At 64.1% G+C, this 24558-nt stretch carries 21 protein-coding genes; 15 read left to right on the top strand and 6 right to left on the bottom strand.

Annotated elements, in window-relative coordinates:
- Positions 1 to 48 precede the first annotated feature (48 nt).
- The 5 genes from EN846_RS02150 to EN846_RS02130 form a co-directional block, all read right to left on the bottom strand.
- Complete coding sequence (locus tag EN846_RS02150; RefSeq protein ID WP_245509001.1) at positions 49 to 1041, bottom strand: serine kinase; 993 nt, start codon at positions 1039 to 1041, stop codon at positions 49 to 51.
- Positions 1038 to 2954 (bottom strand): lasso peptide isopeptide bond-forming cyclase, encoded by a 1917-nt coding sequence (locus EN846_RS02145; protein ID WP_127391464.1) that lies wholly within the window; start codon positions 2952 to 2954, stop codon positions 1038 to 1040. The genes EN846_RS02150 and EN846_RS02145 overlap by 4 nt, the downstream gene beginning before the upstream one ends.
- 3 nt (positions 2955 to 2957) lie before the next feature.
- A complete protein-coding gene (locus EN846_RS02140; protein ID WP_127391465.1) occupies positions 2958 to 3374 on the bottom strand; it encodes a lasso peptide biosynthesis B2 protein in 417 nt (138 codons plus the stop codon).
- The gene (locus EN846_RS02135; RefSeq protein ID WP_127311118.1) at positions 3358 to 3657 is read right to left on the bottom strand and encodes a PqqD family protein; all 300 of its coding nucleotides are present in this window, start codon (positions 3655 to 3657) and stop codon (positions 3358 to 3360) included. The genes EN846_RS02140 and EN846_RS02135 overlap by 17 nt, the downstream gene beginning before the upstream one ends.
- Positions 3658 to 3884: 227 nt before the next feature.
- Positions 3885 to 4037 (bottom strand): lasso peptide, encoded by a 153-nt coding sequence (locus EN846_RS02130; protein ID WP_126056859.1) that lies wholly within the window; start codon positions 4035 to 4037, stop codon positions 3885 to 3887.
- A 499-nt stretch (positions 4038 to 4536) separates the two neighbouring features.
- On the opposite strand from EN846_RS02130, the gene EN846_RS02125 reads away from it, so the two are divergent.
- The 9 genes from EN846_RS02125 to EN846_RS02085 all read left to right on the top strand — a co-directional run bounded on the left by EN846_RS02125 (position 4537) and on the right by EN846_RS02085 (position 15348).
- Positions 4537 to 5685 (top strand): nucleotidyltransferase family protein, encoded by a 1149-nt coding sequence (locus EN846_RS02125; RefSeq protein WP_127391466.1) that lies wholly within the window; start codon positions 4537 to 4539, stop codon positions 5683 to 5685.
- 64 nt (positions 5686 to 5749) lie between these two features.
- Positions 5750 to 6769, top strand: coding sequence for a glycosyltransferase family 2 protein (locus EN846_RS02120; RefSeq protein WP_127286259.1), 1020 nt, complete (start codon positions 5750 to 5752; stop codon positions 6767 to 6769).
- Positions 6770 to 6895: 126 nt separating this feature from the next.
- Positions 6896 to 7288, top strand: a complete 393-nt coding sequence (locus EN846_RS02115) for a hypothetical protein (protein ID WP_127286258.1) — start codon at positions 6896 to 6898, stop codon at positions 7286 to 7288.
- A gap of 186 nt (positions 7289 to 7474) precedes the next feature.
- Complete coding sequence (locus EN846_RS02110; RefSeq protein WP_245478379.1) at positions 7475 to 8308, top strand: family 16 glycosylhydrolase; 834 nt, start codon at positions 7475 to 7477, stop codon at positions 8306 to 8308.
- Positions 8309 to 8465: 157 nt separating this feature from the next.
- Entirely contained in the window at positions 8466 to 9797 is a 1332-nt protein-coding gene (locus EN846_RS02105) for a UDP-glucose/GDP-mannose dehydrogenase family protein (RefSeq protein WP_127286256.1), read from the top strand.
- A gap of 32 nt (positions 9798 to 9829) precedes the next feature.
- The gene (locus EN846_RS02100; protein WP_127391467.1) at positions 9830 to 10909 is read left to right on the top strand and encodes a glycosyltransferase; all 1080 of its coding nucleotides are present in this window, start codon (positions 9830 to 9832) and stop codon (positions 10907 to 10909) included.
- 257 nt (positions 10910 to 11166) lie between these two features.
- Positions 11167 to 12420: a glycosyltransferase gene (locus tag EN846_RS02095; RefSeq protein WP_128346382.1), complete on the top strand. Its 1254-nt coding sequence runs from the start codon at positions 11167 to 11169 to the stop codon at positions 12418 to 12420.
- Between the two features lie 334 nt (positions 12421 to 12754).
- A complete protein-coding gene (locus EN846_RS02090) occupies positions 12755 to 13888 on the top strand; it encodes a glycosyltransferase (protein WP_245493370.1) in 1134 nt (377 codons plus the stop codon).
- Positions 13885 to 15348 carry a lipopolysaccharide biosynthesis protein gene (locus EN846_RS02085; RefSeq protein ID WP_127391418.1) on the top strand — a complete coding sequence of 488 codons (1464 nt, stop codon included), beginning with the start codon at positions 13885 to 13887 and terminating at the stop codon, positions 15346 to 15348. The genes EN846_RS02090 and EN846_RS02085 overlap by 4 nt, the downstream gene beginning before the upstream one ends.
- Here the strand turns inward: EN846_RS02085 and EN846_RS02080 are convergent.
- On the bottom strand, positions 15244 to 16629 hold the full coding sequence (locus tag EN846_RS02080; RefSeq protein ID WP_127391419.1) for a polysaccharide pyruvyl transferase family protein: 1386 nt from the start codon (positions 16627 to 16629) through the stop codon (positions 15244 to 15246). The genes EN846_RS02085 and EN846_RS02080 overlap by 105 nt on opposite strands.
- A 245-nt stretch (positions 16630 to 16874) precedes the next feature.
- On the opposite strand from EN846_RS02080, the gene EN846_RS02075 reads away from it, so the two are divergent.
- The 6 genes from EN846_RS02075 (at position 16875) to EN846_RS02050 (ending at position 24469) form a co-directional block, all read left to right on the top strand.
- Positions 16875 to 18047, top strand: coding sequence for a glycosyltransferase (locus EN846_RS02075; protein WP_127309332.1), 1173 nt, complete (start codon positions 16875 to 16877; stop codon positions 18045 to 18047).
- A gap of 15 nt (positions 18048 to 18062) precedes the next feature.
- Positions 18063 to 19058, top strand: a complete 996-nt coding sequence (locus EN846_RS02070) for a glycosyltransferase family 2 protein (RefSeq protein WP_127391420.1) — start codon at positions 18063 to 18065, stop codon at positions 19056 to 19058.
- A complete protein-coding gene (locus EN846_RS02065) occupies positions 19058 to 20002 on the top strand; it encodes a glycosyltransferase family 2 protein (RefSeq protein ID WP_127391421.1) in 945 nt (314 codons plus the stop codon). Before EN846_RS02070 ends, EN846_RS02065 begins: the two co-directional genes overlap by 1 nt.
- Positions 19992 to 20960 carry a glycosyltransferase family 2 protein gene (locus EN846_RS02060; RefSeq protein ID WP_127391422.1) on the top strand — a complete coding sequence of 323 codons (969 nt, stop codon included), beginning with the start codon at positions 19992 to 19994 and terminating at the stop codon, positions 20958 to 20960. The genes EN846_RS02065 and EN846_RS02060 overlap by 11 nt, the downstream gene beginning before the upstream one ends.
- A gap of 60 nt (positions 20961 to 21020) precedes the next feature.
- Entirely contained in the window at positions 21021 to 21917 is an 897-nt protein-coding gene (gene galU / locus EN846_RS02055) for a UTP--glucose-1-phosphate uridylyltransferase GalU (protein WP_127391423.1), read from the top strand.
- A gap of 167 nt (positions 21918 to 22084) precedes the next feature.
- On the top strand, positions 22085 to 24469 hold the full coding sequence (locus EN846_RS02050; protein ID WP_127284768.1) for a polysaccharide biosynthesis tyrosine autokinase: 2385 nt from the start codon (positions 22085 to 22087) through the stop codon (positions 24467 to 24469).
- Positions 24470 to 24558 lie beyond the last annotated feature (89 nt).

Here is a 24558-nt window from a genome sequence, read left to right as displayed (position 1 = left end):
CGATATCCCGAAACAGCGACAGGCGAAGGATCGAAGCCACGGCGCGCCTCACCGGGACCCGTCGCCGACCGCCAGGTCGCGCTCGATCAGGGCGACGGCCTCGCCGATGCGCTCCAACCCGGTCGGCACTTCGAGGCGGTATACGCCGATCTGGCTGGCGAGCGCCGCGCATTGGCGCAGATGCGTGGCGGCGAAGTCGCCGACCAGCGCCGCGCGGCCGAAGCGCGTCACGTAGGAGAATTTGATGATCGCCGACAGGGCGCCTGGCCCGGGCAGGCGCGAGGCCGCGGCCTTGTCGCCGCGCTGCAGGATGTAGATCCGCGTTGCCAAAACCGCGTCGCCGGCAAATCCGCCATGCAGGCGATGCTGCGCCTTGTCGATCGCCGGATGCGCTTGCGGACGCACTTCCGCTTGCCGGATCGGGATGGCGGCGGCGGCATCGGCGGCGAGCTTCAGCTGCGGAAAGCCGGGAACGATCACCGGTTCGTCCGGCCTGGAGAGGTCCAGCGCCACGACATCGTCAGTCAGCAGCCCGTGTCCGGCGCTGATCATGGCGCCGGCGGTGGTCGACTTGCCGGCGCCCTTGTCGCCCATGAAGATCGCGCTGCTGCCGCCGACGGCGATCGCGCTGGCGTGCAGCACGAGCAGGCCGCGCTGATGCAGCAGCAGCGCCATGACCGGTCCCAGCAGCGGGAAGGCGATCAGCTGGTCGTCAATGCCGGGCGCCGGCTCGATGTCGATGCGGCGGGCATCGCTGACCAGGAAGGCGCCAACCGCGTCCCAGGCCAGATACTGGCGCGAAGGCTCGAAGCGGAAGGCGGTTCCGGCCTCGGAGCGGGGTTTTGGATAGTCGATCGGGCCGACCGCGATCACCACGTCGGCGGCTGCCGGCGCCGTTGCCTCCAGCTCGGGCAAGGCCACCTCCGAACTGATCGTCAGCCCATAGGCGCGGTAGAAGCGGCGCTCCCGGCTGCTCTCGGCCGCCGGCCGGGCCGGGTCCTGTCGAAGATCGGGCGCAAGCGAACCGTTGAACGACATCATGCGTGGCTCCCGCCGAGTTTGACCTGACGCAGCCAGAGCGACAGCGAGGTCGAGCGCCAGACATATTGCACGTCCAGCGGCTCCGCCTCGTCCGGCCGCCGCAGGATGCGGGCATAGGCGGCGGTCACCTCCGGCAGATTGACATAGGGCGCGATCAGGCCGGCGTCCGACACCAGCACCCTGTCCAGCAGGTCGCGGTGGTTGCCGACCATGCCCTTGACCAGGTTGGCCGTGAAATCGATCTTGTCGCGTCGCCACTGCACAGCGGGCGGCAGGATGCCGTCCATGGCGCGGCGCAGCACGTAGCGGCCAAAGCCCCGGTTCAGCTTCTCCTCGCCCGGCAGCGCCAGGCAGAACTCGACCAGCGGCTTGTCCCAGAACGGATAGCGCGGCTCGACGCCGAAATTGGCGGCCGCCTTGTCGAGCACCTCGAAGGCGTGCGGCACCAGTCCCGTCGACAGGATCCAGCGATGCGTCAGCGCCTCGCTGGCGCTGACGCTGGACGGCATGTAGCCGGCCCTGTGGAACCGCGCGGCAAGCTCGGTGCGCCGCGCAAGCTCCGGATTGACCAGGCCGCCCCAGCCGCGCGGCGCCGGCGCCGGCCCGCGCCGCAGCCTGCCGACGATACGCTTGGCCATCCCGCGCAGTTTGGCGATCCGCCAGGCTGGTCCGTAGACGGTCAGGAATTTGAAGTACATGCCGAGCATGCCGTCGCCATAGGTGTTGGAGGCGCCGCGCAATTCGCGCCACAGCTCCATCCACCTGCCGGCTATGGCCAGTTCGTGCAGAAGGCCGTGGCCCTGCGACACCACCTCGTCGCCGCCATGACCGTCGAGCAGCACTTTCATGCCCTTCGCGCCCGCGGTCCGGTAGATGCTGCGGGTCAGCGACAGGCCGGGCGCCAGGAAGGTGCCTTCCTGCTCCTCCAGGATGCGTTCGAACTCGGCGAACGGCGCATAGTTGCCCACGGGCATCAACGTGCCGTCGAGGCTCGGCTTGCCAAGCACCGCGTCGATGAAGGGCTTTTCGTCCATCGAGGATCCCTTCTCGAAGATCAGCGAGAAGGTCGGCAGTTTCGGCTTTCTCCGCGCCGTATTCTCCAGCCCGGCCACGCAGGCGATCGAGGAGGAATCGAGGCCGCCGCTCAGCATCGCGCCAACCGCATCGGTGCCGCGCATGCGGTTGCGGACGGATTGCGAAAACAGGTGCCGGAATTCTTCGGCGGCATCCGATCGAAGCGGCCGTCGCGACGGCTCGATCTGCCAGTAGCGGCGCAGCGCCACCTGGCTGTCCGTCACCGTCAGGCTGTGGCGGGCCGGCAAGCGGAAGATGTCGGTGTAAGCCGTGGATTGCGGATCATCCGGCAGCCCTGCGAGAAAGCCGGAAATCTGGTGCTCGCTGAGGCGGCTGCCGACCTCATCGAGGCCGAGGAGCGGTCCGATCTCCGACGCGAAGGCAAACCGCCGGTCGCTCGCATGATAGTAGAAGGGTTTGACCCCGAAATGGTCGCGAGCGCAAAACAGCGCCTGGCGTTCGCTGTCCCAGATGGCGAAGGCGAAGTCGCCTTGCAGATAGGTGGGGCAGGCCTCGCCCCAGTTGAGATAGGCGCGCATCACCAGCGTGGCGTCGGCGACCGACCTGTCCCGGATACCGAGCCTGGCCAGCAATTCGTCGCGGTTGTCCAGCCGGCAGTCGGCGGTGATCGCCAGCCTGCCGCCGGCCATCGTCAGCGGGCCCGGTCCTCCCTCGCCCGTCGTGTTCAGCCAGGCGTGGCCAAGCGTGATAATCGTGTCGGACCACCACGACGCGCCGTCGCGGGCGCGGTGCCGCATGCGCGCCAGCATCTGCTGGATGTCGGCCGCGGTGGCGGGCTTGCCATTGCGCCTGGACAGGATTCCGGCCACGCCGCTCATCGTCTACTGACCGTGGTCGACGAGATGGGCGAACCCGGCAAGCGAGCCGCCCAGCACGATGTGGTTGCCGCTCATCAGCCAGGCATGCGCTTTCAGCTCGGCGCCCGTGTTCTGCTCGATGCCGATGCGTATGTTCGAGGCCTTGCCCTTGCGGGCGAGAAGGTATTGGCCCGCCAGCGCCTGGGTGAGGCAGCTTGCGTGGGGGACAAGGCGAGCGGCCGCCGCGACACCCCAGGCGATGTGTCTCAGATCGGCGACGCTGGCCGCCTCGCGCGCGTCGAGCCGCGTCACCAGGCTCCGAACACGGTTGAAGGAAAACAGCGTCAGCCCCAGCCGCGCGGCGGCGACCACCAGCAGGCAGCGCGCCAGAAACAGCATCTGCGGGCCGCTCAGCGAGAGGAGCCTAGACAAGTTCCTCATGGTGCAGCCTCGCAAGCCCTGCCTCGGCCAGGCCTTTCAACAACCCGTCGACATCGGCCTTGCAGCGCTCCGGATCGACGTCGTAGCGCGTCTGCACCGCGGTGCGGATGTCGGCGATCGGCCGCGGTTCCTGGATCAGTTCCCAGATATAGGCGCCGACGCTGTTCAGGCTGTAGTAGATGTTGGATTTCAGGTTGAGCAACGCCAGTCCGCTGCCGAATTCGCAAGCCACCGCATCGCTGGTGGCGGTTACGCGGTCTTGATCCGCCGGATCCCAGGTCATCCTAAACCTCCCTACAAAACGCTACGCTTCGTCAGTTTCCGGGACAGGATCGATCGATCTCAGCCGATCCGTCCAGGAGAGGTCATGATCGAACAGAAGCCGAGGTCTCCTCCCGGTTCACCGGGACAGTTCTGGCTCCGGGCAGAAAGCCGGGGGATTGGATCCCCCGGCTCTCCGAGAAGATGTATTCGGAGCCCCAACTTCTTCGCCCCGGAACACAGTCAAGCTCAAGAGAACGTAAGCTGGTCGAAAGGCGTGTGCGCGGGGAATGCCGCGTCGAGCGCCGTCGTACCCGAGCCGCCTTGCGTGATCGTTTCGATCGAACCGTGAACCGTCAGGCTTGGCGTCTCGTACTCTTGCTTTTCAACATTCTGTTCCATTTTACTCTCCGATAGGACTGGAAACGGCCTGTCGAGTGCCGGCAGCACATTTCTATGCTGCAACGCAATAGCTGCATGGCACCCTAAATGAGTCAAGCCTGATTTACCAACCATTAATCAATTCTTGGTTGCGCTTGCCTTGGTTGGTGATCAAACCTTTTGCACGCGCCATCCTGGCCTTGCCTCATAACGGAATTTAACGACGCGTCCGTGACGCCTATTTAAGCATATGATTTAATTATGATAAATTTTTTGACTCACATGCCTGCATTGTAGGCATGTAGAATTTTGTGCGCGAGGTGCCGAACTCCTGTCGGTCCCGGACCCTGGGCCGGACCGTCAGCCGGGTCGCCGCCGTGCGATGGCGTGTAAACGCTACAGTTGCAGACGGCCGCCCCGCCGGAGGAAAAGCTGGACGGCGGCGATGATTTTAGCGATGCTTTCCTTCGCAGTTGCAATATGACGCGTCGGACGGATTTTTGCGAGGACCTTGTCGGGAATGGCCGTGCAGGAAAGTGCTTACCAAAGGCTGCGCGCCGCCGACTGCGCCGACGAGGTCGCCTATGTGCAGGCCTGCCTGAGGCTGTTCTTCTCGCCAGCCACGGACGCGGTGGCAGGCGGGGCGTCGGCGCCGTCCATCTCCATAGCCAGGGTTGCCGACATCGCCAGGCTGAACAAGGTCGCGATCTTCGTCCTCAAGGCCTTGTCCCGTGCGGGGGCCGGCGGGGGGTCGTCCGAACTGCTTGGCTGGCTCGACACCTACCGCCGCCGCACGGTCTCGATGAACTCGTCCGGCATCATGGATTCGCTGGCCATCCACCAGGTGCTGCGCGACCGGCAGATCGATTTCGTGTTCCTGAAGGGACCGTTCCAGCAGCAACTGCTCTATGGCGATCACTTCATGAAGCCGTCGGGCGATGTCGACATCCTCGTCTCGCAGGCGGGCTTCGCCAAGGCGCGCGAGGCGCTGCGCGCGATCGGCTACGAGGTCGCCGGCCAGTCGCGCTCGCTGTGGTGGCTGCGCTTTCTCGGCGAGCAGCACATGATCCGCGGCGGTGACGCTAAGGCGTCCACCGTCGACCTCCATTACCGGCTGCAGCAGCCCGGCTCGCCAAGCCCCCGCGACACCGATGGTTTCCTGCGGCGCAAGCGCGAGGTCGGGATCGCCGGCGGTCATGTGCCCTTCATCTCGGCTTCCGACACATTGCTGTTGTCCTGCATCAGCGTCGCCAAGGCGTTCTTCAACCGCGAACCCTGCGCCGGCTATGTCTGCGACGTCAGGGCGAGCGCCGGTCGCCTGAGCGAGGCCGAGCAGCGGGACGTGCTCGACTACGCAATCGAGCAGGGGCTGGCGGACACGCTGCTGCTTGGCCTTCGCGCCGCCGACGTGCTGCTTGGTGGAGCGGGCACGCTGCTGTCGGAGCGCGCCACGCGGATCTTGTCGCGCATCGACAATGCCGACCTGCTCCACATGGTGATCGCGCCCTGGCTGTCGTCGTTGCGCTGGCCGCAGCGCCGCACGGTGCTTTGGGAATTGTGCGGCCGCGCGCCGGTGCGCTATCTGGCCGAGGCCGGCTGGGCAGCCTCGGCCGATCTCAGCCGGCGCATTTTCGAACGGCCGGCAGTCGGCGAGGCGGGCAGCCGGTGACGAACGTCTTGGGCATCAAGGGGCAGCAAATTTGGAAGAACTCGTTCAATCGAGAGGTGAATTGATGTCCAGCACAATGTCCCGGGTTTGCGTGATCATCGCCGCCCGCAACGCCGCCCGGACCATCCCGGCCGCCATCGCTTCGGCGCTGCGCGAACCGGAGGTGGCCGAAGTCGTCGTCGTCGACGACGCGTCCACCGACGACACCGCCGAGGTCGCGCGCGCCGCCGATGACGGCAGCGACAGGCTCAAGGTCATGCGTCTCGACGTCAACCGTGGTCCGTCCTTTGCCCGCAACGCCGCGATTGCCGGCTCCAGCGCGCCGTTCATCAGCATTCTCGACGCCGACGATTTCTTCCTCGAGGGCCGCTTTCGCAGGCTGTTCGCCAGCGCCGACTGGGATTTCGCCGCCGACAACATCATGCTGATCAGGGACGATACGGCCACCGACGTCTCCAAGGTCGTCGCCCCGCCCTTTTCGGCCGATCCGGAGTTCCTCGACTTCGAGCGCTTCGTCGAAGGCAACATCTCCAGGCGCCGCGTGCAGCGCGGCGAACTTGGCTTCCTGAAGCCCGTCATCAGCCGGGCCTTCCTCGATCGCCACGGGCTGCGTTACGACGAGAAGCTGCGCCTCGGCGAGGACTATGAGCTCTATGCCCGGGCGGTCGCCTGCGGCGCGCGCTTCAAGGTCATCAGGTCCTGCGGCTACGGCGCCATCGTGCGCGCCGATTCGCTCAGCGGTCGCCACAAGACGCAGGATCTGAAGCGCCTGGCCGATGCGGACCTGGCGCTGCTTGCGATCGACAGCCTGCCGGAAACGTCCAAGGCGGCGCTGAGAAAGCACGAGCGTCACGTGCGCGACAAATACCGGCTGCGCAATTTCCTCGACGTGAAGGCCGAGCGCGGTCTGGCATCGGCCGCCGCCTACGCGCTGGCCAGCCAGTCGAACCTCTTGCCTATCGTCCTGGGCGTTGCCGCCGACAAGTTCGAGGCGCTGTTTCGCCAGACCGGCCTTGCCCCCAAGCGGCCGGTGCCGCCGATGCGCTTCCTCATGGCCGCCAACGCGCAAGCTGTTGAAAAGTAAGCCGGACCGCAGCGCCGCGGTGGGCCAAAACGCGAAAAAATCGCCATTGCCAAACTCCGAGGTTGCTTACTCGTCCTCGGAATGGCAGTGTATGTTGCGGTGCAGCAATTTTGGAAGGCCAACCGGATGGCTTCGATATTCGGCTTCAGATCCAGGGATCCGGCCCGGGACCGGCAGACCGATCTCCAGCGCTTCGATCGTCTGGCAAGGCTGCTCGATCAGATTGCCGGCGAGATCGAGGCGGAGAAGACCGGGCTTGAGAATCGCTACCGGACGAAGGCGACGAATGCCGCTTTCCTGGTCGAGGCGATGGAGAACGGTTCGGCGTCGACAGGCAAGTCGTCGGAAGTCAGCGAATTGACGAAGTCGATCCTGAATTGCGAGCGGCGCATTGCCGAGCTTGCCCGCCAGAACGGCGTGATGAAGGAACTGCGTCATTCGATCGACGCGATTGTCGACGAGAGTGCGCAAGGTCGCGATTCGCGGACCGGTTTCGTCAAGTCGGCAGGCGGACGCTGACGGCGCGAACACGGGTCCGCAGGCACAGGTTTGGTACGAGGCACAGTTAAGGAGTTCTAGGGGCGGAGGTTCAAGCGGCTCGCGCGGGCGGGCCATTTGGTGACTTTTGGGTTGGGGCGGACAGCACAAAGGTGAGTTGGTATGAACGCATATCCGAAGACTACCCCCATCGTCGCGGCCGATGCCATGCCGTCACAACGGCAAGCGGCCCTGCGGCGGTTCTGCTCGGCAGGCGCGCTTCTTCTGGCCGTTGCCGCAAGCCTGGTCGCAGCCCCGCATCCGTCGCATGCGCAGGACGTGCAGAGCGCGCCGTCATTCGTCGATGATTTCACCAGTTTCGATCATTCGCGCTGGTATGTTTCCGACGGCTGGTCGAACGGCCCCCACCAGAATTGCACCTGGTCGAAGAGCCTGGTCGAGCTTTCCGACGGCGTGCTGACGCTCGGTTTCGAGAAGCGCCAGGTGAAGGACCGCGAATTCGCCTGCGGCGAGGTCCAGACCAAGAAGCGCTACGGCTACGGCACCTATGAAGCGCGCATGAAGACCGACACCGGATCCGGCCTCAACGCCGCCTTCTTTTCCTACATCGGTCCCGCCGACAAGCAGCCCTGGGACGAGATCGACTTCGAGGTCCTGACCAAGGACACCTCGAAGGTCCAGGTCAACACCTACATTTCCGGCAAGCCGAAGAACGAGAAGCTCGCCGATGTCGAGGGTGGCACCGACAAGGGCTTCAACGACTACGGCTTTGTCTGGGAAAAGGAGCGCTTGCGCTTCTACGTCAACGGCAAGCTGGTCCAGGAAGTGACCAACCCCGCGGAATTGCCGACCCATTCGCAGAAGATATTCTTCAGCCTCTGGGGCAGCGAAAAGCTGACCAACTGGATGGGCCCCTTTTCGGACCCTGGCCGCAAGGTCACAATGCAGGTCGAGCGCGTCGCGTTCACGGCATTGGGCGAACCATGCCAGTTCAAGGAATCGCTGGCGTGCGGCATAAATAGCGGCGCCAACAGCAACTAGGGTTATCATCCGAACCCAAGGTCGACGCGGCAAAGCCAGGAACCGATTTTGCCGCGCAGGCCTTGGGTTCGCTCAAACAGGAACAGCCGTGGGGATCACGGCCAGGCAACATTGAACCGGCCGGACCGAAGACGGCCCTGAACAGGAACAAAACCGAATGAATTTGACCGTCTTTGGAATTGGCTATGTCGGCCTCGTGCAGGCCGCGGTGCTGGCGGAGGTCGGGCACCAGGTGGTATGCGTCGACATCGACGAGAAAAAGGTCGAGCGGCTCAACCAGGGCCTGATCCCGATCTTCGAGCCCGGGCTCGAAGCGCTCGTCAAGGAGAACCACGCGGCCGGCCGCATCCGCTTCACCACCGACGCCGTCGCCGCGGTCAAGCACGGCCAGATCCAGATGATCGCCGTGGGCACCCCGCCCGGCGAGGACGGTTCGGCCGATCTCAAATACGTGCTCGCCGTCGCCGAGGCCATCGGCCGCGAGATGGAGGCGCCCAAGATCGTCGTCGGCAAGTCGACGGTGCCGGTCGGCACCTGCGAGAAGATCAAGGCCCGGATCGCCGAAACGCTTAAGGCGAGAGGACGCGAGGATCTCGCTTTCGACGTCGCCTCCAATCCGGAATTCCTCAAGGAAGGCTCGGCCGTCGCCGACTGCATGAAGCCCGATCGCATCATCGTCGGCACGTCCAGCGAGGATACAGAGGCGGTGATGCGCGAACTCTATGCGCCGTTCAACCGCAACCACGAGAAGATGATCGTGATGGACGTGCGCAGCGCCGAGTTCACCAAATATGCCGCCAATTGCATGCTGGCGACCAAGATCAGCTTCATGAACGAGATGGCCAACCTGGCCGAGCAGCTGGGCGCCGACATCGAGGAGGTGCGCAAAGGCATCGGCTCCGATCCGCGCATCGGCTACCACTTCATCTATCCCGGCCTCGGCTATGGTGGCTCGTGCTTTCCAAAGGACGTGCGCGCGCTGATCAAGACCGCCGAAGGTGTCAAGTTCGACGCCAAGCTGCTGCGCGCCGTCGAGGAGCGCAACAACGAGCAGAAGTCGGTGCTGTTCGACAAGGTGCACCGTTATTTCAAGGGCAACCTCAAGGGCAAGACCTTCGCGCTCTGGGGCCTGGCCTTCAAGCCCAACACCGACGACATGCGCGAGGCGCCCGCGCGCACGCTTATGGAGGCGCTGTGGCAGGCCGGCGCCAACGTGCAGGCCTACGATCCCGAGGCAATGCAGGAATGCCAGGCCATCTACGGCCTGCGCGACGACCTTTTGCTGTGCGGCACCAAGGAAGCGGCGCTGCGCGGCGCCGACGCGCTGTTGATCTGCACCGAATGGAAGAGCTTCCGCGCGCCCTCCTTCGATGCGCTGAAGGATGCGCTGACCACGCCGGTGATCTTCGACGGCCGCAACCTCTACGATCCCAAGGTCATCGCCCGCTACGGCATCGAATATTTCAGCATCGGCAGGATGGCGGCGTGAGGGCAGGGCGGCACAACAAGGAGCCAGGGTCCATGAAAGTTCTGTTTGCAGGCGGCAACGGCTACACGCCACAATTCAGCGGCGGTGTTCAGTCGAGCACGCACCATCTGGTCGAGCAGCTGCGCGAAAACGGTCATGAGGCCTCGGTCCTGGCGGCGCTGTTCGGCGACGGCATGTTCGGCTTCAAGGCGCGCGCCAAGATGAAACTGCTCCGCCAGCGCGCCGTCATCGACACCTTTCCCGGTTACCCGGTGGTGCGGGCATGGTTCCCCTGGGAGGCGGCGGGCTTCGCGGTCGAACGGTTGAAGCCCGATGTCGCGGTGGTCCAGTGCCACAAGTCGGTGCCGATTGGCAGGGAACTGCAGGCGCTGGGCGTGCCGCTGGTTGTCTATCTGAGGAATGTCGAATTCCATGAACTGGCTGGCGACCTGCGCGAACTGCGCTCGGCGCTCTACATCGCCAATTCGGAGTTCACCGCCCGCACCTACAAGGAAAAATTCGGCATCGATTCGACGGTGATTCCGCCCACCATCAATCCCGGAACTTACAGCACGCCGACGACCCGCGAGTTCGTGACGATGATCAACCCCTACAACGAAAAGGGATTCGAACTGGCGGTCCGCATTGCCGGCGAATGCCCTGAAATTCCGTTCCTGTTCGTCGAGAGCTGGATGCTTGACGACGACCACCGGGCCGAGATCGAAAGAACCATTGCTCCGCTGGGCAACGCCACCCTGGAAAGCCGCACCAGCGATATGAAGACGGTCTACGGCCGCACGAAGATTCTGCTTGCGCCCAGCAAATGGGAAGAGGCCTGGGGCAGGGTAGCATCCGAGGCCCATTGCAGCGGCATCCCTGTCGTCGGGTCCCGGCGCGGCGGGCTGCCGGAAGCGATCGGCGCCGGTGGCGTCGTGCTCGACTACGACGCTCCGCTCGCCGACTGGGTTGCGACGATCAGGCGATTGTGGAACGACAAGGCCGAGTACGACCGGCTTTCAGCAGCGGCGCTGTTGTTTTCAGAACGGCCGCAGATGAATCCGGACAAACAGTTCGCGACATTCCTTAATGTCCTCGACAATGCCAGGCGAAGCGGGCTGGAGCGTGCCGCCTGAAACCCGTCCTGGGGGCGACATGCACTAGCCGGATCCGCGCTCGCAGATAGGCCTCGCTAGCGCCGCGGGCGCGGGCTGTTGCGCAAGGCCTCATGCCCCCGGTTCCAGGCATTGCCTGGCTATCTCGTTTGTGATGTTGCAGTGCAATATTCTTGTGGCATCGCAGCAATCAACGTGTATTCTGTCCGTCTACATTAGGGCTTGCGCGACGCGGACCGCTTGGGGGTCTGGCCAAGTCCCAACCTTGCAGGCGGGCGATGCGCGTGGGCTTTGTCGTGGGCGAATTCCCACTTCTCTCGGAAACTTTCGTTGCGGACCAGATGGCTGGGCTGCTGGAGCGCGGCTTCGAGGTCGAGGTCGTGTGCGACAGGATGAAAGGTGACGACCGAATAGACCGGCAAAGCGAGCCGATGGCGACGCTGCTGGCCAGAACCCGGCATTGGTGGAGTTGGGCCGCTGGAATCCGCGAATTCGTACGGCGGCTGCCGCCGGGCCTGCGATACAAGGTTTCGACCGCTCTTGATATGGTTTTTGCGCGCCGCCTGAACCGCTGTGACGTGATTGTCGCTCACTTCGGACAGAACGGCGAGAGAGCTGCTGCGCTGAAGAAATGGAAGTTCCTCAAGCCGCCGGTCATAACCATCTTTCACGGCGCAGATGTCGCCATCCCGTCGCGGCAGGCAGTGCTTGCAACACAATATGCTGGGCTCGTCAAGCATGGGACCTTGAACCTGACGGTCAACGATTTCTTCCGCGGGCTTCTTCTCGAAGCCGGCATGTCCCCGGCAAGCACTACGGTCCACCACATGGGAATCGATGCCCGCGAGATCAGCTACCGCTGGGAATCGTGGGAGGGCACCCCGCTGATCGTGACAACGGTTTGCCGCCTGGTGGAGAAGAAGGGCGTCGAGTTCGCCTTGCGTGCCTTGGCCGCACTCGCGGCCTCCCATCCGCAGATAGACTGGCGCTACGATATTATCGGGGACGGTCCACTGCGGATGGATTTGGAGAGGCTGGCCGCGGAGCTGGGCTTGACGGGACGCGTAACATTCCTTGGCAGTCTTCCCCACATGGAGGTGAAACGACGGCTTCGCGCGGCGCATCTCTTTTTGCTGCCGAGTATCACCGCCAGCAACGGGGACATGGAGGGCATCCCGGTCGCGCTTATGGAAGCCATGGCCGCCGGGCTGATTGCGGTCAGCACGGTTCACTCGGGGATCCCCGAGCTCATCCAGGACCTGGAGACAGGATTTCTCGCACCCGAGCGGGATGTTTCGACGCTTGCCGGCAAACTTGCCTGGGTCGCCGAACACCCGAAGGAATGCGAAGCTGTCGCGCTTGCCGCTCGTCGCAAGGTCGAGGAAGAGTTCAACGCAGATATGCTGAATGAACGTTTTGCGCAGATCGTTACCCAACTGGCCGCGCTAGGGTCAGCAAATGAATCCACCAGGCATATCAGCTTTGCCAAGGTCCTTACGGGCAGCCTGCCGGCTGACACTGCGCCTCAGTGATTGATTCAACGGCGGCGTGAAGTTGCGGGAAATCTTGCTACGCTGCAGCAAAAATGTTGCAGTGCAGCAAGACCTGTACTAACGTCCCCCGCGGGTGGGCCTAACAGCGGTCAAGTTTCATGCTGCATGTCTTGTGCCTCGGGCACGACGTTTCCGGCCCGGCTGTCATTGAGAGCACACCGGCTCCCGGCGCGGTCGAAGATGATTTCCCACAGCCATCCCGCAAGGTTTGCGCACGTCCCGCGTGGTCGTGCGGAACGGGGCGCCTGGTCGATATCCGCGCGAGCGCATCCTGCCGATGAAGATTTGCTTCGTGGTGGACAAGTTTCCTTCATTGTCCGAGACTTTCGTCCTCGACCAGATAGCCGGATGCCTTGAACACGGCATGGAAGTCGGCGTCGTCTGCAACGAGACGACCTTCGGCAAGGAACACAATATCGACGATCGGCGCTGGCAGGCGCTGCCCGGCAAGGTCGTGTGCTGGTGGGGTAGCCTCGGCCGCCATCGGCCACTCCTCAGGAAATGGTCAGGCAGGCTGTGGGACAAGCTCTCGACCGCCCTCGATCTCGTCAACGCGCACAAATTGCGGAAGGCCGACGTCATCGTTGCGCATTTCGGCACCAACGGCCTGCGCGTCGCCCGCGTCATCAAGCGGGGCAGGATTTCCGCACCGCTGGTGACGATATTCCATGGCAATGATGTCGGCGGGCCGATGCATGACAATACGCTTGCACGCTACAAGACCGTCTTCGAAGAAGGCGTTCTCCAACTGCCGGTGAATGCCTTTTTCAGCAACGCCCTGATCGATGTCGGGGCACCGCCAGCGAAGGTCGTGGTGCACCATATGGGCGTGCGGCCTGGCGAGATAGAGTACCGGTGGCGGTCCTGGGAGCGGGACACGCTGTCATTCATCTCTGTTTGCCGTCTGACCGAGAAGAAGGGCATCGAGTATGCGCTTCGTGCGCTTGCCGCCCTGCCGCGCCGCGACTGGAGCTATTCGGTGATCGGCGGCGGCGAACTGCTGGAAGAGCTGAAGCGGCTTGCCGCCGATCTCGGCATCGCCGACAGGGTGACTTTCCTCGGCCCACGCCCGCATGCCGAGGTCAAGCAGCGCCTGCGCGATGCCCATGTGTTTGTTCTGCCGAGCGTCGGCGCGCGCGATGGCGATCTCGAGGGCATACCGGTTGCCCTGATGGAGGCCATGGCCGCCGGCTTGACCGTGGTCAGCACTTATCATTCGGGCATTCCCGAGCTGATCGAGGACCAGAAGACAGGTTTTCTCGCGCCCGAGCGGGACGTCGCGGCGCTGACCGGCAAACTCACCTGGATCGCCGAGAACCCAAAGCTGTGTGAGCCGATCGCGCTCGCTGCGCGAAAGAAGATCGAGGCGGATTTCAATGCGGACATGCTCAACGAGCGGTTCGCGCAGATGGCAACGCAGCTTTGTAAGATGAGATCACCCGTATGAATGCCAACCCGCCTCCTCAGTTCGGCCGCGTCGCCCTGCGAGGCGGGCTGGTCACGGCCGGCTCGCAAGGCTTCAAGATGGTGATCCAGTTCATCTCGGTCATCATCCTCGCCCGACTTCTTGTGCCCGAGGATTTCGGCCTGGTGGCGTCCGTCGGACCGATCGTCGCCTTCGTCGGGTTGCTGCAAAACCTTGGCCTGCAGCAGGCGCTGGTCCAGCGCAAGGACATCAGCGACCGACAGCTCAATCAGGTTTTCTGGGTCAGCGCGCTTGTCGGATTGGGCAGCTCCGTGGTGGTTGCAGCCCTCGCGCCGGCCATTGCCGCCTTCTACGGCGATCAGCGCATGCTCGGCATCACCCTTGCCTCTGCTCTGCCGCTGCTGCTTGGCAGTATTGCCGCGGTGCCGCTGGCGCTGATGAACCGCCACCTGCAATTCGGCCAGCTGGCGCTCAACGATGTCGTAACCGCCGCTGCCGGACTTCTCGCCGCCGCGATCGCGGCCTGGGCGGGAATGGGCTACTGGTCGCTGGTGTTGGGGCCGGCTGTCGCGGCAGTCGTTGCGCTGGCGGCAGCATGGCTGGTGGTCCGTTGGACGCCGTCGCGGCCGGACCTGAAAGTCGACGGCGATATATTGTCGTTCGGCGCCAATCTGACCGGCTTCAACCTCGTCAACTTTTTCTCGCGCAATCTCGACAACATCCTCATCGGAAAATATTCCGGTGCAATCGAGCTCGGCTATTACGACCGCGCTTACAAGCTGCTGTTGTTCCCATTGCAGAACATCACCCAGCCGCTGACGCGCGTGATGGTGCCTCTGCTCAGCCGAATTCACGACGACAAGGCACGGTTTCGCGACCTTTACGTGCGAACCAACTGGATGCTGGCGGCCGTAACCATGCCTGGTATCGCGGCGCTGACGCTGACCTCGGATCAGGTGGTCGCGCTCCTTTTCGGGCCGCGCTGGACCGCCGTGGCGCCTATTTTTGCCTGGCTCGGCATCGCCAGCCTGACGCAGTCCGTCTCAAGCACCACGGGGTGGATATTCATCTGCCAGGGCAAGACCAAGACCATGTTTCAGTGGGGCATCTACTCGTCGCTGACGACGGTCGCCGCCTTCATCGTCGGCCTGCATTGGGGCGCTGTCGGCGTCGCGGCCGCCTACGCGATTAGCGGCTACGTGCTGCGCGTTCCGGTGCTTGCCGTGCTGGTCCACCGTGTCGGCCCGGTGACTGCCGGCGACTTCCTGATCATGCAGGGGCTCTTCATCGTCTCGTCCCTGCTCGCCTGGCTGGCCTATCTCGGGCTGCCGGCGTCGCTCGCGGGCCAATCAGACCTTCTCGCCGTGGCCCTGGCGCTATGCCTCAACTACGGGTTTGCCCTCGTCCTGATGCTGATCTTTCCCCAATCGCGCAGGATGCTTTCCGCCACCCTTCCCAACATCGCGCGCAACATCCGCTGAAGCACCTGGAACAAGTGGCTTCAGCAAGCCTGTGGCCGACATTGCCGAAGCATGCTCTTCAAGCACGGCCTGCAGGCTGGTACGGCGATACTGGTCGAGGTTGGCGGCAAACCTGCCGAGCTTTTCGGCTGCCTCCTGCGGCGTCACCGTGTCGATGTCGAGCAACAGGTCTGCGACACCGACGCGCTTGGCGACTTCCTTGGTCTTGAATTCATAGGCGATCGGCAGCACCGGCGTGCCGACGCAAAGCGACATGATCATCATGTGCATGCGCGTCGCGACGACGAAGTCGAAGCCTTTCACCAGCGCCATCAACTGGTCCGGGGTGTGGAACGAAGCGTCCACGCTGACATGCTTGGCGATCTCCGGATCAAGCTCGGCTACGATTGCGCGCGCCGTCTTGGAATCGTCATGCGCGTATTCCGGCACGCCCTGGCAGGTGGAGACGAAGGTCACTTCCTTGCCGTGATCCCTGACGAGGATGGTTGCGATTTCGCGCACCGAATCGAGATAGCGGCGCATGCCGCCTTCACCGTCATTGACATAGTTCCAGTGGCGGACGGAGATGGCGACGCGGCCCGTTTCCACCGGCGGTTGGGCGGAAGCCAGCCGTTTCCCGATCCTGTCCGTGTCGGCGAGCGCAAAGACGGCATCGGCCACGACGTGGCACTTACCGGGCTCCTTCACCATGTCCAGTATGTGGTTTCTGGAGCGCTCGTCGCGAAGCAGGATGAGCGGGCTCCGGTCGAAGATCGGGCCCAGTTCCTGTCGATTGTAACTTTTGTTGAACGGACCGAGGGATTGCGTGAAGAAAACCGGATCCTTACCGAGGATCGCATCGACACGGAATTGGTTCAGGCGCCTTTCGAGATTGTAATTCTCGACCAGATAGGTGCCGCCTGTCGTGACCACGAGATCGGCGTTCCGATAGATCTCGAGGCTGCGGCGGGCGCTTTCGCCGAACAAGATGCGGCTAATGAAGCTTTCGGTGCCGAAACGCTGCAAAACCCCAAGAACGAGCCGGTTATAATGCGGCTTTAGCCGGTGTTTCAGCCCGCTGCCGTAGCTGTAACGGAACATGGTTTCCGACAGCAGCTTGTGAAATTCCAAGTCCGGGTAGTCCTTCTTGGGGTAGAGTTTTGCGGCGACTTCAGGCTGGCTGTCGAAGACGAAGAACCGCGGTTCGTCGCCGACAACTGCCTTGAGGATATGGCGGATCGCCAGCAGAATTGCTGCATCCCCGGTATTCAGGCAGACTGTGTTTTCAACGACGATGTTCATCGTATCACCCCATTCGTGAGTTGGTTCTACGGTCAGGCAGCTGGATCTGGTCGGCATCCGTGTAGCCGTCCAAGCGCGGCATAGGGCCAACGGTTGGCTGGCGCTCGAGCACAGCCAAGATTAACGGATGTTTTTTGCAGCGCAACAAAAATGCTCGCCTTCTTGCTACACTGCACCAAAAATGTTGCGATGCAGCAAGAGCTGTACTAACTTCGCCGTGGGTGGGCCAACAGCGGTCGAGTTTCATGCTGCATGTCTTGTACCTTGTGCATGACGTATCCGACCCGGCGGTCCGCCGGCGGATCACAATGCTCAGGGCAGGCGGCGCCAAGGTGACGCTGGCGGGTTTCCGCCGCACCACCAGCCCGGTTGCCGACATCGAAGGATTGCGCCCGATCGATCTCGGCGCGACGCGCGATGGCCGATTCGGCCAGCGTCTGGCGGCGGTCGCCAAGGCGGCGTTCGGGATCGGCGCGAAGCTGGCGGCGATGCCGAGGCCCGACCTCATCATTGCGCGCAACCTCGAAATGCTGGCGCTTGCCCGCCGCGCCAAGGCCGCGCTCGGCGCCAGGGTTCCGCTCGTCTACGAATGCCTCGACATCCATCGCCTGGTGCTGCGCGACGATCTGGTCGGCAAGGCGCTGCGCGGCGCGGAACGTTATCTCGCCCGCGACGTTAAGCTCCTCGTGACCTCCTCTCCGGCCTTCATCGCCAATTATTTCAAGCCGTTCGGTCAGGTCGCCGCGCCCGTCGAACTGGTCGAGAACAAATATTTCGACACCGCGTCAGTGGCCGTTGATGAACGATTGAAGGCGCAGAATCCCGCCGCACCCCCTTGGCGCATCGGCTGGTTCGGCGCCCTGCGCTGCCGCCGCTCGCTGGAGCTGTTGGCCGAGTTCACCCGCCGTCTCGAAGGACGTTTCGAGGTCGTCTTGCGCGGCCGTCCGGCGCTCTCCGAATTTCCCGATTTCCACGCTTTCGTCGAGGCCGAGCCCTGGCTCTCCTTTCGCGGACCCTACCGCAACCCGGAGGACATGGCGGCGATCTATGGCGACGTGCATTTTTCCTGGGCCATCGACTTCTTCGAAGCCGGGCAGAACTCCGAATGGCTGCTGCCCAACCGCCTTTACGAGGGCTGCCGCTTCGGCGCCGTGCCCATCTCGATGGGCCACACCGAAACCGGCCGTTTCCTCAATCAGCAGGACATCGGCGTCCTCTTGTCCGAGGCCACGCCCGAAGGGCTCGAAACGGCGCTCGGACGGATGGAGCAGGAACGCTTCGGCAAGCTCAAGACCCGCGTGCTGGCCCGCAATCCGAGGACCTGGAGCTACGACCGCAGCGACTGCCGCGCCTTCGTCGACAAGCTGCGCGGCCTTGTGGCGGCGCCCGGGCCCTTTGCGGCCGAAGCGCTGGCATAGGATGGAAAGAACCGCATGACGTCTAACGCAGTGCCAGCATCGAGTCTGATCGTGATTCCGTGCCTGAACGAGGCCGCCCATATCGGAGCGCTGCTCGAGCAGTTGCGACCCGCCGCGCAAAGGCTCGGCGCCCTGATCGTCGTTGCCGACGGCGGCAGCGCCGACGGCACGCTTGGCATCGTCGAGGGGATCACCCGGCACGATGCGCGGGTCGTGCTCATGCACAATCCGAAGCGCATCCAGAGTGCCGCGATCAATCTCGCGGTCGCCAGCCATGGCGATGGCGCGCGCTACCTCATCCGCATCGATGCGCATGGCGGCTACCCTGACGATTATTGCGACCGGCTGGTTGAGGAGGCTTCGGCCACCGGCGCCGATTCGGTCGTCGTCTCCATGCTGACCAGCGGCACCGGCGCGGTCCAGAAGGCGGTGGCGGCGGCACAGAATTCCAAGCTCGGCACCGGCGGCTCCAAGCACCGGCATCAGTCGGCCGGAGAATGGGTCGATCACGGCCACCACGCGTTGATGCGCATAGCGGCCTTCTCTGCGGTCGGCGGCTATGACGAGACCTTCAGCCACAATGAGGATGCCGAGCTCGACTACCGGCTGCGCCAGGCCGGTCACCGCATCTGGATGAGCGGCAGGACGCATATGATCTATTATCCGCGCTCGTCGCTGAAGAGCCTCTATTTCCAGTATCTCGGCTACGGCCGCGGCCGCGCCAGGAACGTGCTCAAGCACCGCATGGTGCCGAAGCTCCGGCAGATGATCCCGCTGCTGGTGTTCCCGGTCGTCCTGCTTGCCGCCTTCTCCTTCGTCCACTGGCTGGCGGCGGTGCCGTTCATGGTGTGGGCGGCGGTCTGCCTCGGCTACGGCCTCGCGACCGCCATCCGGCAGCGTAACCCAGGACTTACGCTTGTCGGCGTGTCGGCGATGGTCATGCATTTCGGCTGGTCCGTCGGCTTCTGGCTGCAGCTCCTCGGGCGACGATCGCAGCGCGGGGTGGCGTGATGGCCGGCAACACCCGCTCCATCGATATCTGCGTCTGCACGTTCCGGCGGCCCGAGCTTGCCGACACGCTGCGCTCCATCGCCGCCATGGACAGGCCCGCCGGCTTCGAGATCGGCGTGGTCGTCGCCGACAATGACGACCAGCCGAGCGCCCAGCCGCTGGTGAAGGCGCTTGCGCAGGAACTAAAGCTGCCGATCCGCTACCGCCACGCGCCGGCGCGCAACATCTCGATCGCCCGCAACGCCTGCCTCGACGCCAGCGTGTCGGATCTTGTCGCCTTCATCGACGACGACGAGACCGCTTCGGTGCGCTGGCTGGCCGAGCTCGTGGCGACTGCCGAGGCGAGCGGCGCCACCGCCGTGCTCGGACCGGTGCGGGCGCGCTACGGATCGGATGCGCCGGCCTGGATGCGCAAGGGCGATTTCCACTCGACCTTGCCGGTCTGGGTGCGCGGCGAGATCCGCACCGGCTATACCTGCAATGTCCTCTTGAGAACCAGCGAAGCGAGCCTGCGCGGCCGCCGCTTCAGCCTGGCGCGTGGCCAGACCGGCGGCGAGGACACCGAGTTCTTCGACACCATGGTCAGGGACGGCGGCCGCATCGCCTTTGCGCCGGATGCGCTGGTCGAGGAAGTCGTGCCGCATGCCAGGGCGGCCTTCGACTGGCTGCGCCGCCGCCGCTTCCGCTTCGGGCAGACGCACGGACACCTCATCGGGCACGGCGCGAGCGGCATCAGGCGCGTCGCGCAAGTCGGCCTCGCTTCGGCCAAGGCCGCCTATTGCTTCGCCATGGCGGCGCTGACCGCGATCAGCCCGGTGCGCAGGAACCGCAGCGTGCTGCGCGGCATCATGCATGTCGGCGTCGTCAGCGGCCTCGTCGGCGTGCGCGAGATCCGCCAGTACGGCCTGTCCTCGCCGCAGCAAGGGGGCAAGCATGCAGCCTGACGTCAGCTTCGTCATCGCCGCCTACAATGCCGAGGCAACGCTCGACCGGGCGATCGCCAGCGCCATGGCCCAGCGCGACGTTTCCGTGGAGGTCATCGTCGTCGACGACTGCTCGCGCGACCGGACGCTCGACGTGGCGCGCTCCTACCCCGAGGACATCGTGCGCGTCGTCGCGCTTCAGCGCAATCGCGGCCCCGGTGGCGCCAGGAACGCCGGCCTCGAGGCCGCGCGCGGCCGGTGGGTGGCGGTGCTCGATTCCGACGATGCCGTCTATCCCGGCCGGATATGCACGATGATCGCGCGGGCCGAGAAGGCCGGCGCGGTGATCGCAGTCGACAATCTCCAGGTCGTGCGCGAGGACGGCGTGGCTGAGGACACGATGTTCCCGGCCGACTATCTCGAGGGCCTGGCCGAAATCTCGCTCGCCGACTACATCGCCGGCAACATCGTCTTCGAGTCGCGCTTCAATCTCGGCTATCTCAAGCCAATTTTCCAGCGCGATTTCCTCGAGGAGAACGGCCTTCGCTACGACGAGAAGCTGATCATCGGCGAGGATTACATCCTGCTCGCCAGCGCGCTCGCCAGGGGCGGCAAATGTGTGGTCGAGCCGACGACCGGCTACGTCTACCACATCCGTACCGGATCGATCTCCCGCGTGCTGGAGCTGCATCATGTCCAGGCGATGCTTGGGGCGGATGCCGCTTTCGCGAGCACTTATTCCAATTCCATGGAAGGCAAGGCGCAGGCCGCGTTCCTGAGGCGCGGCCGCAGCCTGCGCAGGGCGGCCTCGTTCCTGTCATTGGTCCAGCACATCAAGGCGCGGTCGCCGCTCAAGGCGATATGGACGGCGCTCAGTGATCCGGCGGCGGTCAGGCATATGAGCATGCCGATCGCCGTCCGGCTGCGAAGGGTTGCGGCACAGTTTGCCGTGGGGCGGGGAGGTGAGAGTGCGGGCTGACGGAGAGTGGGTTCGGAGCCTGCGGCATATTGAAATCGATCTTCTCAAAAGGACTATGCGATGAAGAAAGTCAGGAAGGCAGTCATACCGGTGGCGGGGCTTGGAACGCGGTTCCTGCCGGCGACCAAGTCGATGCCGAAGGAAATGCTGCCCGTGGTCGACAAGCCGGTCGTCCAATATGCGGTGGACGAAGCCTTCGAGGCAGGCATCGAGCACATCGTCTTCGTGACCGGCCGCAACAAGGCGGTCATCGAGGACTATTTCGACCTGCATCCTGAATTGATCGGGACCCTCGAGCAGACCGGCAAGAAGGCGCAGCTGCAGTCGCTGGAAAGCCTGCTGCCCGTCGCCGGCGCCACCTCATTCATCCGCCAGCAGTCGCCGCAGGGCCTTGGTCATGCGGTGTGGTGCGCGCGCGAGGTGATCGGCGACGAGCCGTTCGCCCTGCTCCTGCCCGACATGGTCTCCTTCGGCGGCCGCGGCTGCCTTGCCGAGACCGTCGACCTCTATCAGCGCACCGGCGGCAACGTCATCGCCGTCGAGCGTTGCGAGCCGAGCGAGACCAGCAAATACGGCATCGTCGGCCGCGGCGCCGAGATCGGCAGCGGCTTCGAGGTGACCGCCATGGTCGAGAAGCCGGCGCCCGCCAATGCGCCGTCGAACTTCTACATCAACGGCCGCTACGTCCTGCAGCCGGAGATCTTCGCCCTGCTCGGCAACCAGCAGCGCGGCGCCGGCAACGAGATCCAGCTCACCGACGCCATGGTGCGGCTGGCGCAGAGCCAGTCCTTCTATGCCCAGCCCTTCAATGGCCGCATGTTCGACTGCGGCTCCAAGGAAGGCTTCATCGAGGCCACCATCGCCTTTGCGCTGGCGCGCGACGACATGAAAGGACCGGTCTTCGAGATGCTGCAGCAATTCGTCCGGACGCATGAGCGCCGGGAAGAAGCCGCATAATGCCCATCTTTTGGGTGCATATGCGTATCGATGATGGCGCGACAAACGCCGCCGCGCTTGGCCGACCCGGCCAAGCGCTTTCTGGCATGAATGTTGCGTGGTCTTTTCTGGTGACGACGCCAATCTTCGAAGGCCGATAGAGCCTGCAACCTGGAATTGGACCGACGATGAACTATGCCAATTTTCCCCTCGACAAGAGGATGCCATTGCCCAGCGCGGACGCGGAAAAAGGTGAGGACTTCATCGACATCGAACGCCTGCTCGGCATGGCCGCGCGGCAGGTCAAGGTGGTGGCGGTGTGCGCCGTCATCGGCCTGTTCCTCGGCGTGCTCTATCTGCAGACCACGCCCAAGCAGTACATGTCGGTCGCCAGCGTCCTGATCGACGAGGGATTGAACAAGGTCGTCGACGACATCTCCGCCGCTTCCGTCACCATGCAGACGGACGCCGCCCTGCTCAGCCAGATCGAGATCATCAACTCGGCGCGCCTGGCTTCGGTGGTGGTCGACAAGCTGAAGCTCGACCAGAACCAGGACTTCATGAACCCGCCGCAATCGGCTCTGGCCAAGGGCATCGGTTTCGTGCGCGGCGTGATCGGCTATTTCCGCAGCAGCTCCGCCGACCAGCTCCCCGGCATCGAGAATGTCGACGCCGCCACGCGCGACGCCATGATCAAGGAAGCGAGCCACGACTACGCCGTGCTGAAGCTGCAGAACGAGGTGCTGGCGCAGCGCAATGGCCGCAGCTACGTCATCGCCATCGCCTACCAGTCGCCGAATCCGGCGCTGGCGACGGCGATCACCAAGGCCTATTCCGAGGCCTATCTGGCCGACCAGCTCAACGCCAGCTTCGACGCCACCGAACGCGCGGCGGTCTGGCTGCAGGGCCGCTTGACGGAGCTTCGCGAAAGCTCGCAGAAGGCGTCGATGGCGGTCGAGATGTTCCGGGCCGAGCACGGACTGTCCGCCAACAGCGACGGGCAGCTGATGAGCGACAAGCAGCTCGCCGACCTGAATGCCCAGCTCATCGTCGCGCAGGCCGACACGGCTCGCGCCAGCGCCCGCTATCAGCAATACAAGGCGATCGTCGACAGCGGCTCCGACAACGCCTTCAACGATTCCGCCATCGCGAGCGATCAGCCGAGCAGCTCGGTCATCACGACGCTCAAGACCCGCTATCTCGCCATCGCCAAGCGGCTGCAGGACGTTTCGGCCAACTATGGCGCGGACCATCCCCAGGCGGTGGCGCTTGCCAAGGAGAAGGCCGATGTGTCGGCGCAGATCTTCGGCGAGTTGAAGCAGCTTACCGAAAATTACCGCAACGAGTATGAGGTGGCTCAGACACGTGAGACGGCGCTCAGGCAGAAGATCGCCGACGCGGCCGGCAAGAGCTCCATCGACAACCAGTCGCAGGTCAAGCTGCGCGATCTGACCCAGCAGGCGACGGCGCTCACCACGCTCTACCAGACGTTCCTCGGCCGCTATGAGGAGGCCTCGCAGCAGCAGTCCTTCCCGGTCGGCAAGGTGCGCATCATTTCCGATGCGACGATGCCGCTCTCTGCCGCCAGCCCGCGCACGTCCAAGGTGCTGGCGCTCTTCCTCGTGCTTGGCGTGCTGGCTGGCGCCGGATTTGGCGGCCTGAACGAGTTCAACGAGCGCTTCTTCAGGACCGGCGACGACATCCGCGACCGCGTCGGCCTCAAATTCCTCGGCTACCTGCCGACGATCGGCGGCGGCAGGTCGGGCAAGGACAACAAGCCCGACGACGCCGAAACCGATCCCAAGGTCGCCAGCCTGTCGGCGGCGGAGAAACGGGCGCGCATGCGGGTCAGCATCGATGCGCCGGCATCGATGTTCGCCGAAACGCTGCGCAACGCCAAGATCGCCTTCGACGTGGTGATGGAAGGCCAGGGCAGCCGTGTCATCGGCGTGATCTCGCTTCTGCCCGGCGAGGGCAAGTCGACGGTGGCGGCGAACCTGGCGGGGCTGCTGGCCGCCAACGGCGCCAGGACGCTGCTGATCGATGGCGATCTGCGCAATCCCGGGCTCAGCCGCAGCCTTGGCATGGAAACCGAGCAAGGGCTGATGGAAGCGGTGGTCAGCGGCCAGACCTGGCAGTCGGTCGGCAAGGTCGACCGGCAGACCAAGCTGGCGATCATCCCGGCGGTGCTGCGCGGCCAGTTCTCGCACACCAGCGAGCTGCTCTCCTCGGCCGGCATGCGCCGCTTCATCGACAACGCCAAGGAGACGTTCGAATACATCGTCGTCGACCTGCCGCCGCTGGGTCCCGTGGTTGACGCCAAGGCCTTCGCGCCGCTCGTCGACGGATTCGTGCTGGTCACCGAATGGGGCCGCACGCCGCGCGCCATGGTGCGCTCGATGCTGGAATCGGAGCCCTACGTCGCCAACAAGATCATTGGCGCCGTGCTCAACAAGGTCGATCTGAAGCGGCTGGCGAAATACGGATCGCTCGGTGGCTCCGAGAAATTCTTCGACCGCTATTCGACCTACTATCTGGAGAAGTCGGACGCGCGCACCAAACAGGCTGCGTGACGCAATTCCTGAAAAGGCGTGGACGGTTTTCCGTCCGAAAAATCGCGCCAAAGAGACAGAGCGGTTCGGCGTTTCAATGAACGCCGAAC

Source organism: Mesorhizobium sp. M4B.F.Ca.ET.203.01.1.1 (assembly GCF_004791025.1).
Classification (GTDB): domain Bacteria; phylum Pseudomonadota; class Alphaproteobacteria; order Rhizobiales; family Rhizobiaceae; genus Mesorhizobium; species Mesorhizobium abyssinicae.
This window is presented reverse-complemented; position numbering and strand designations above follow the sequence as displayed.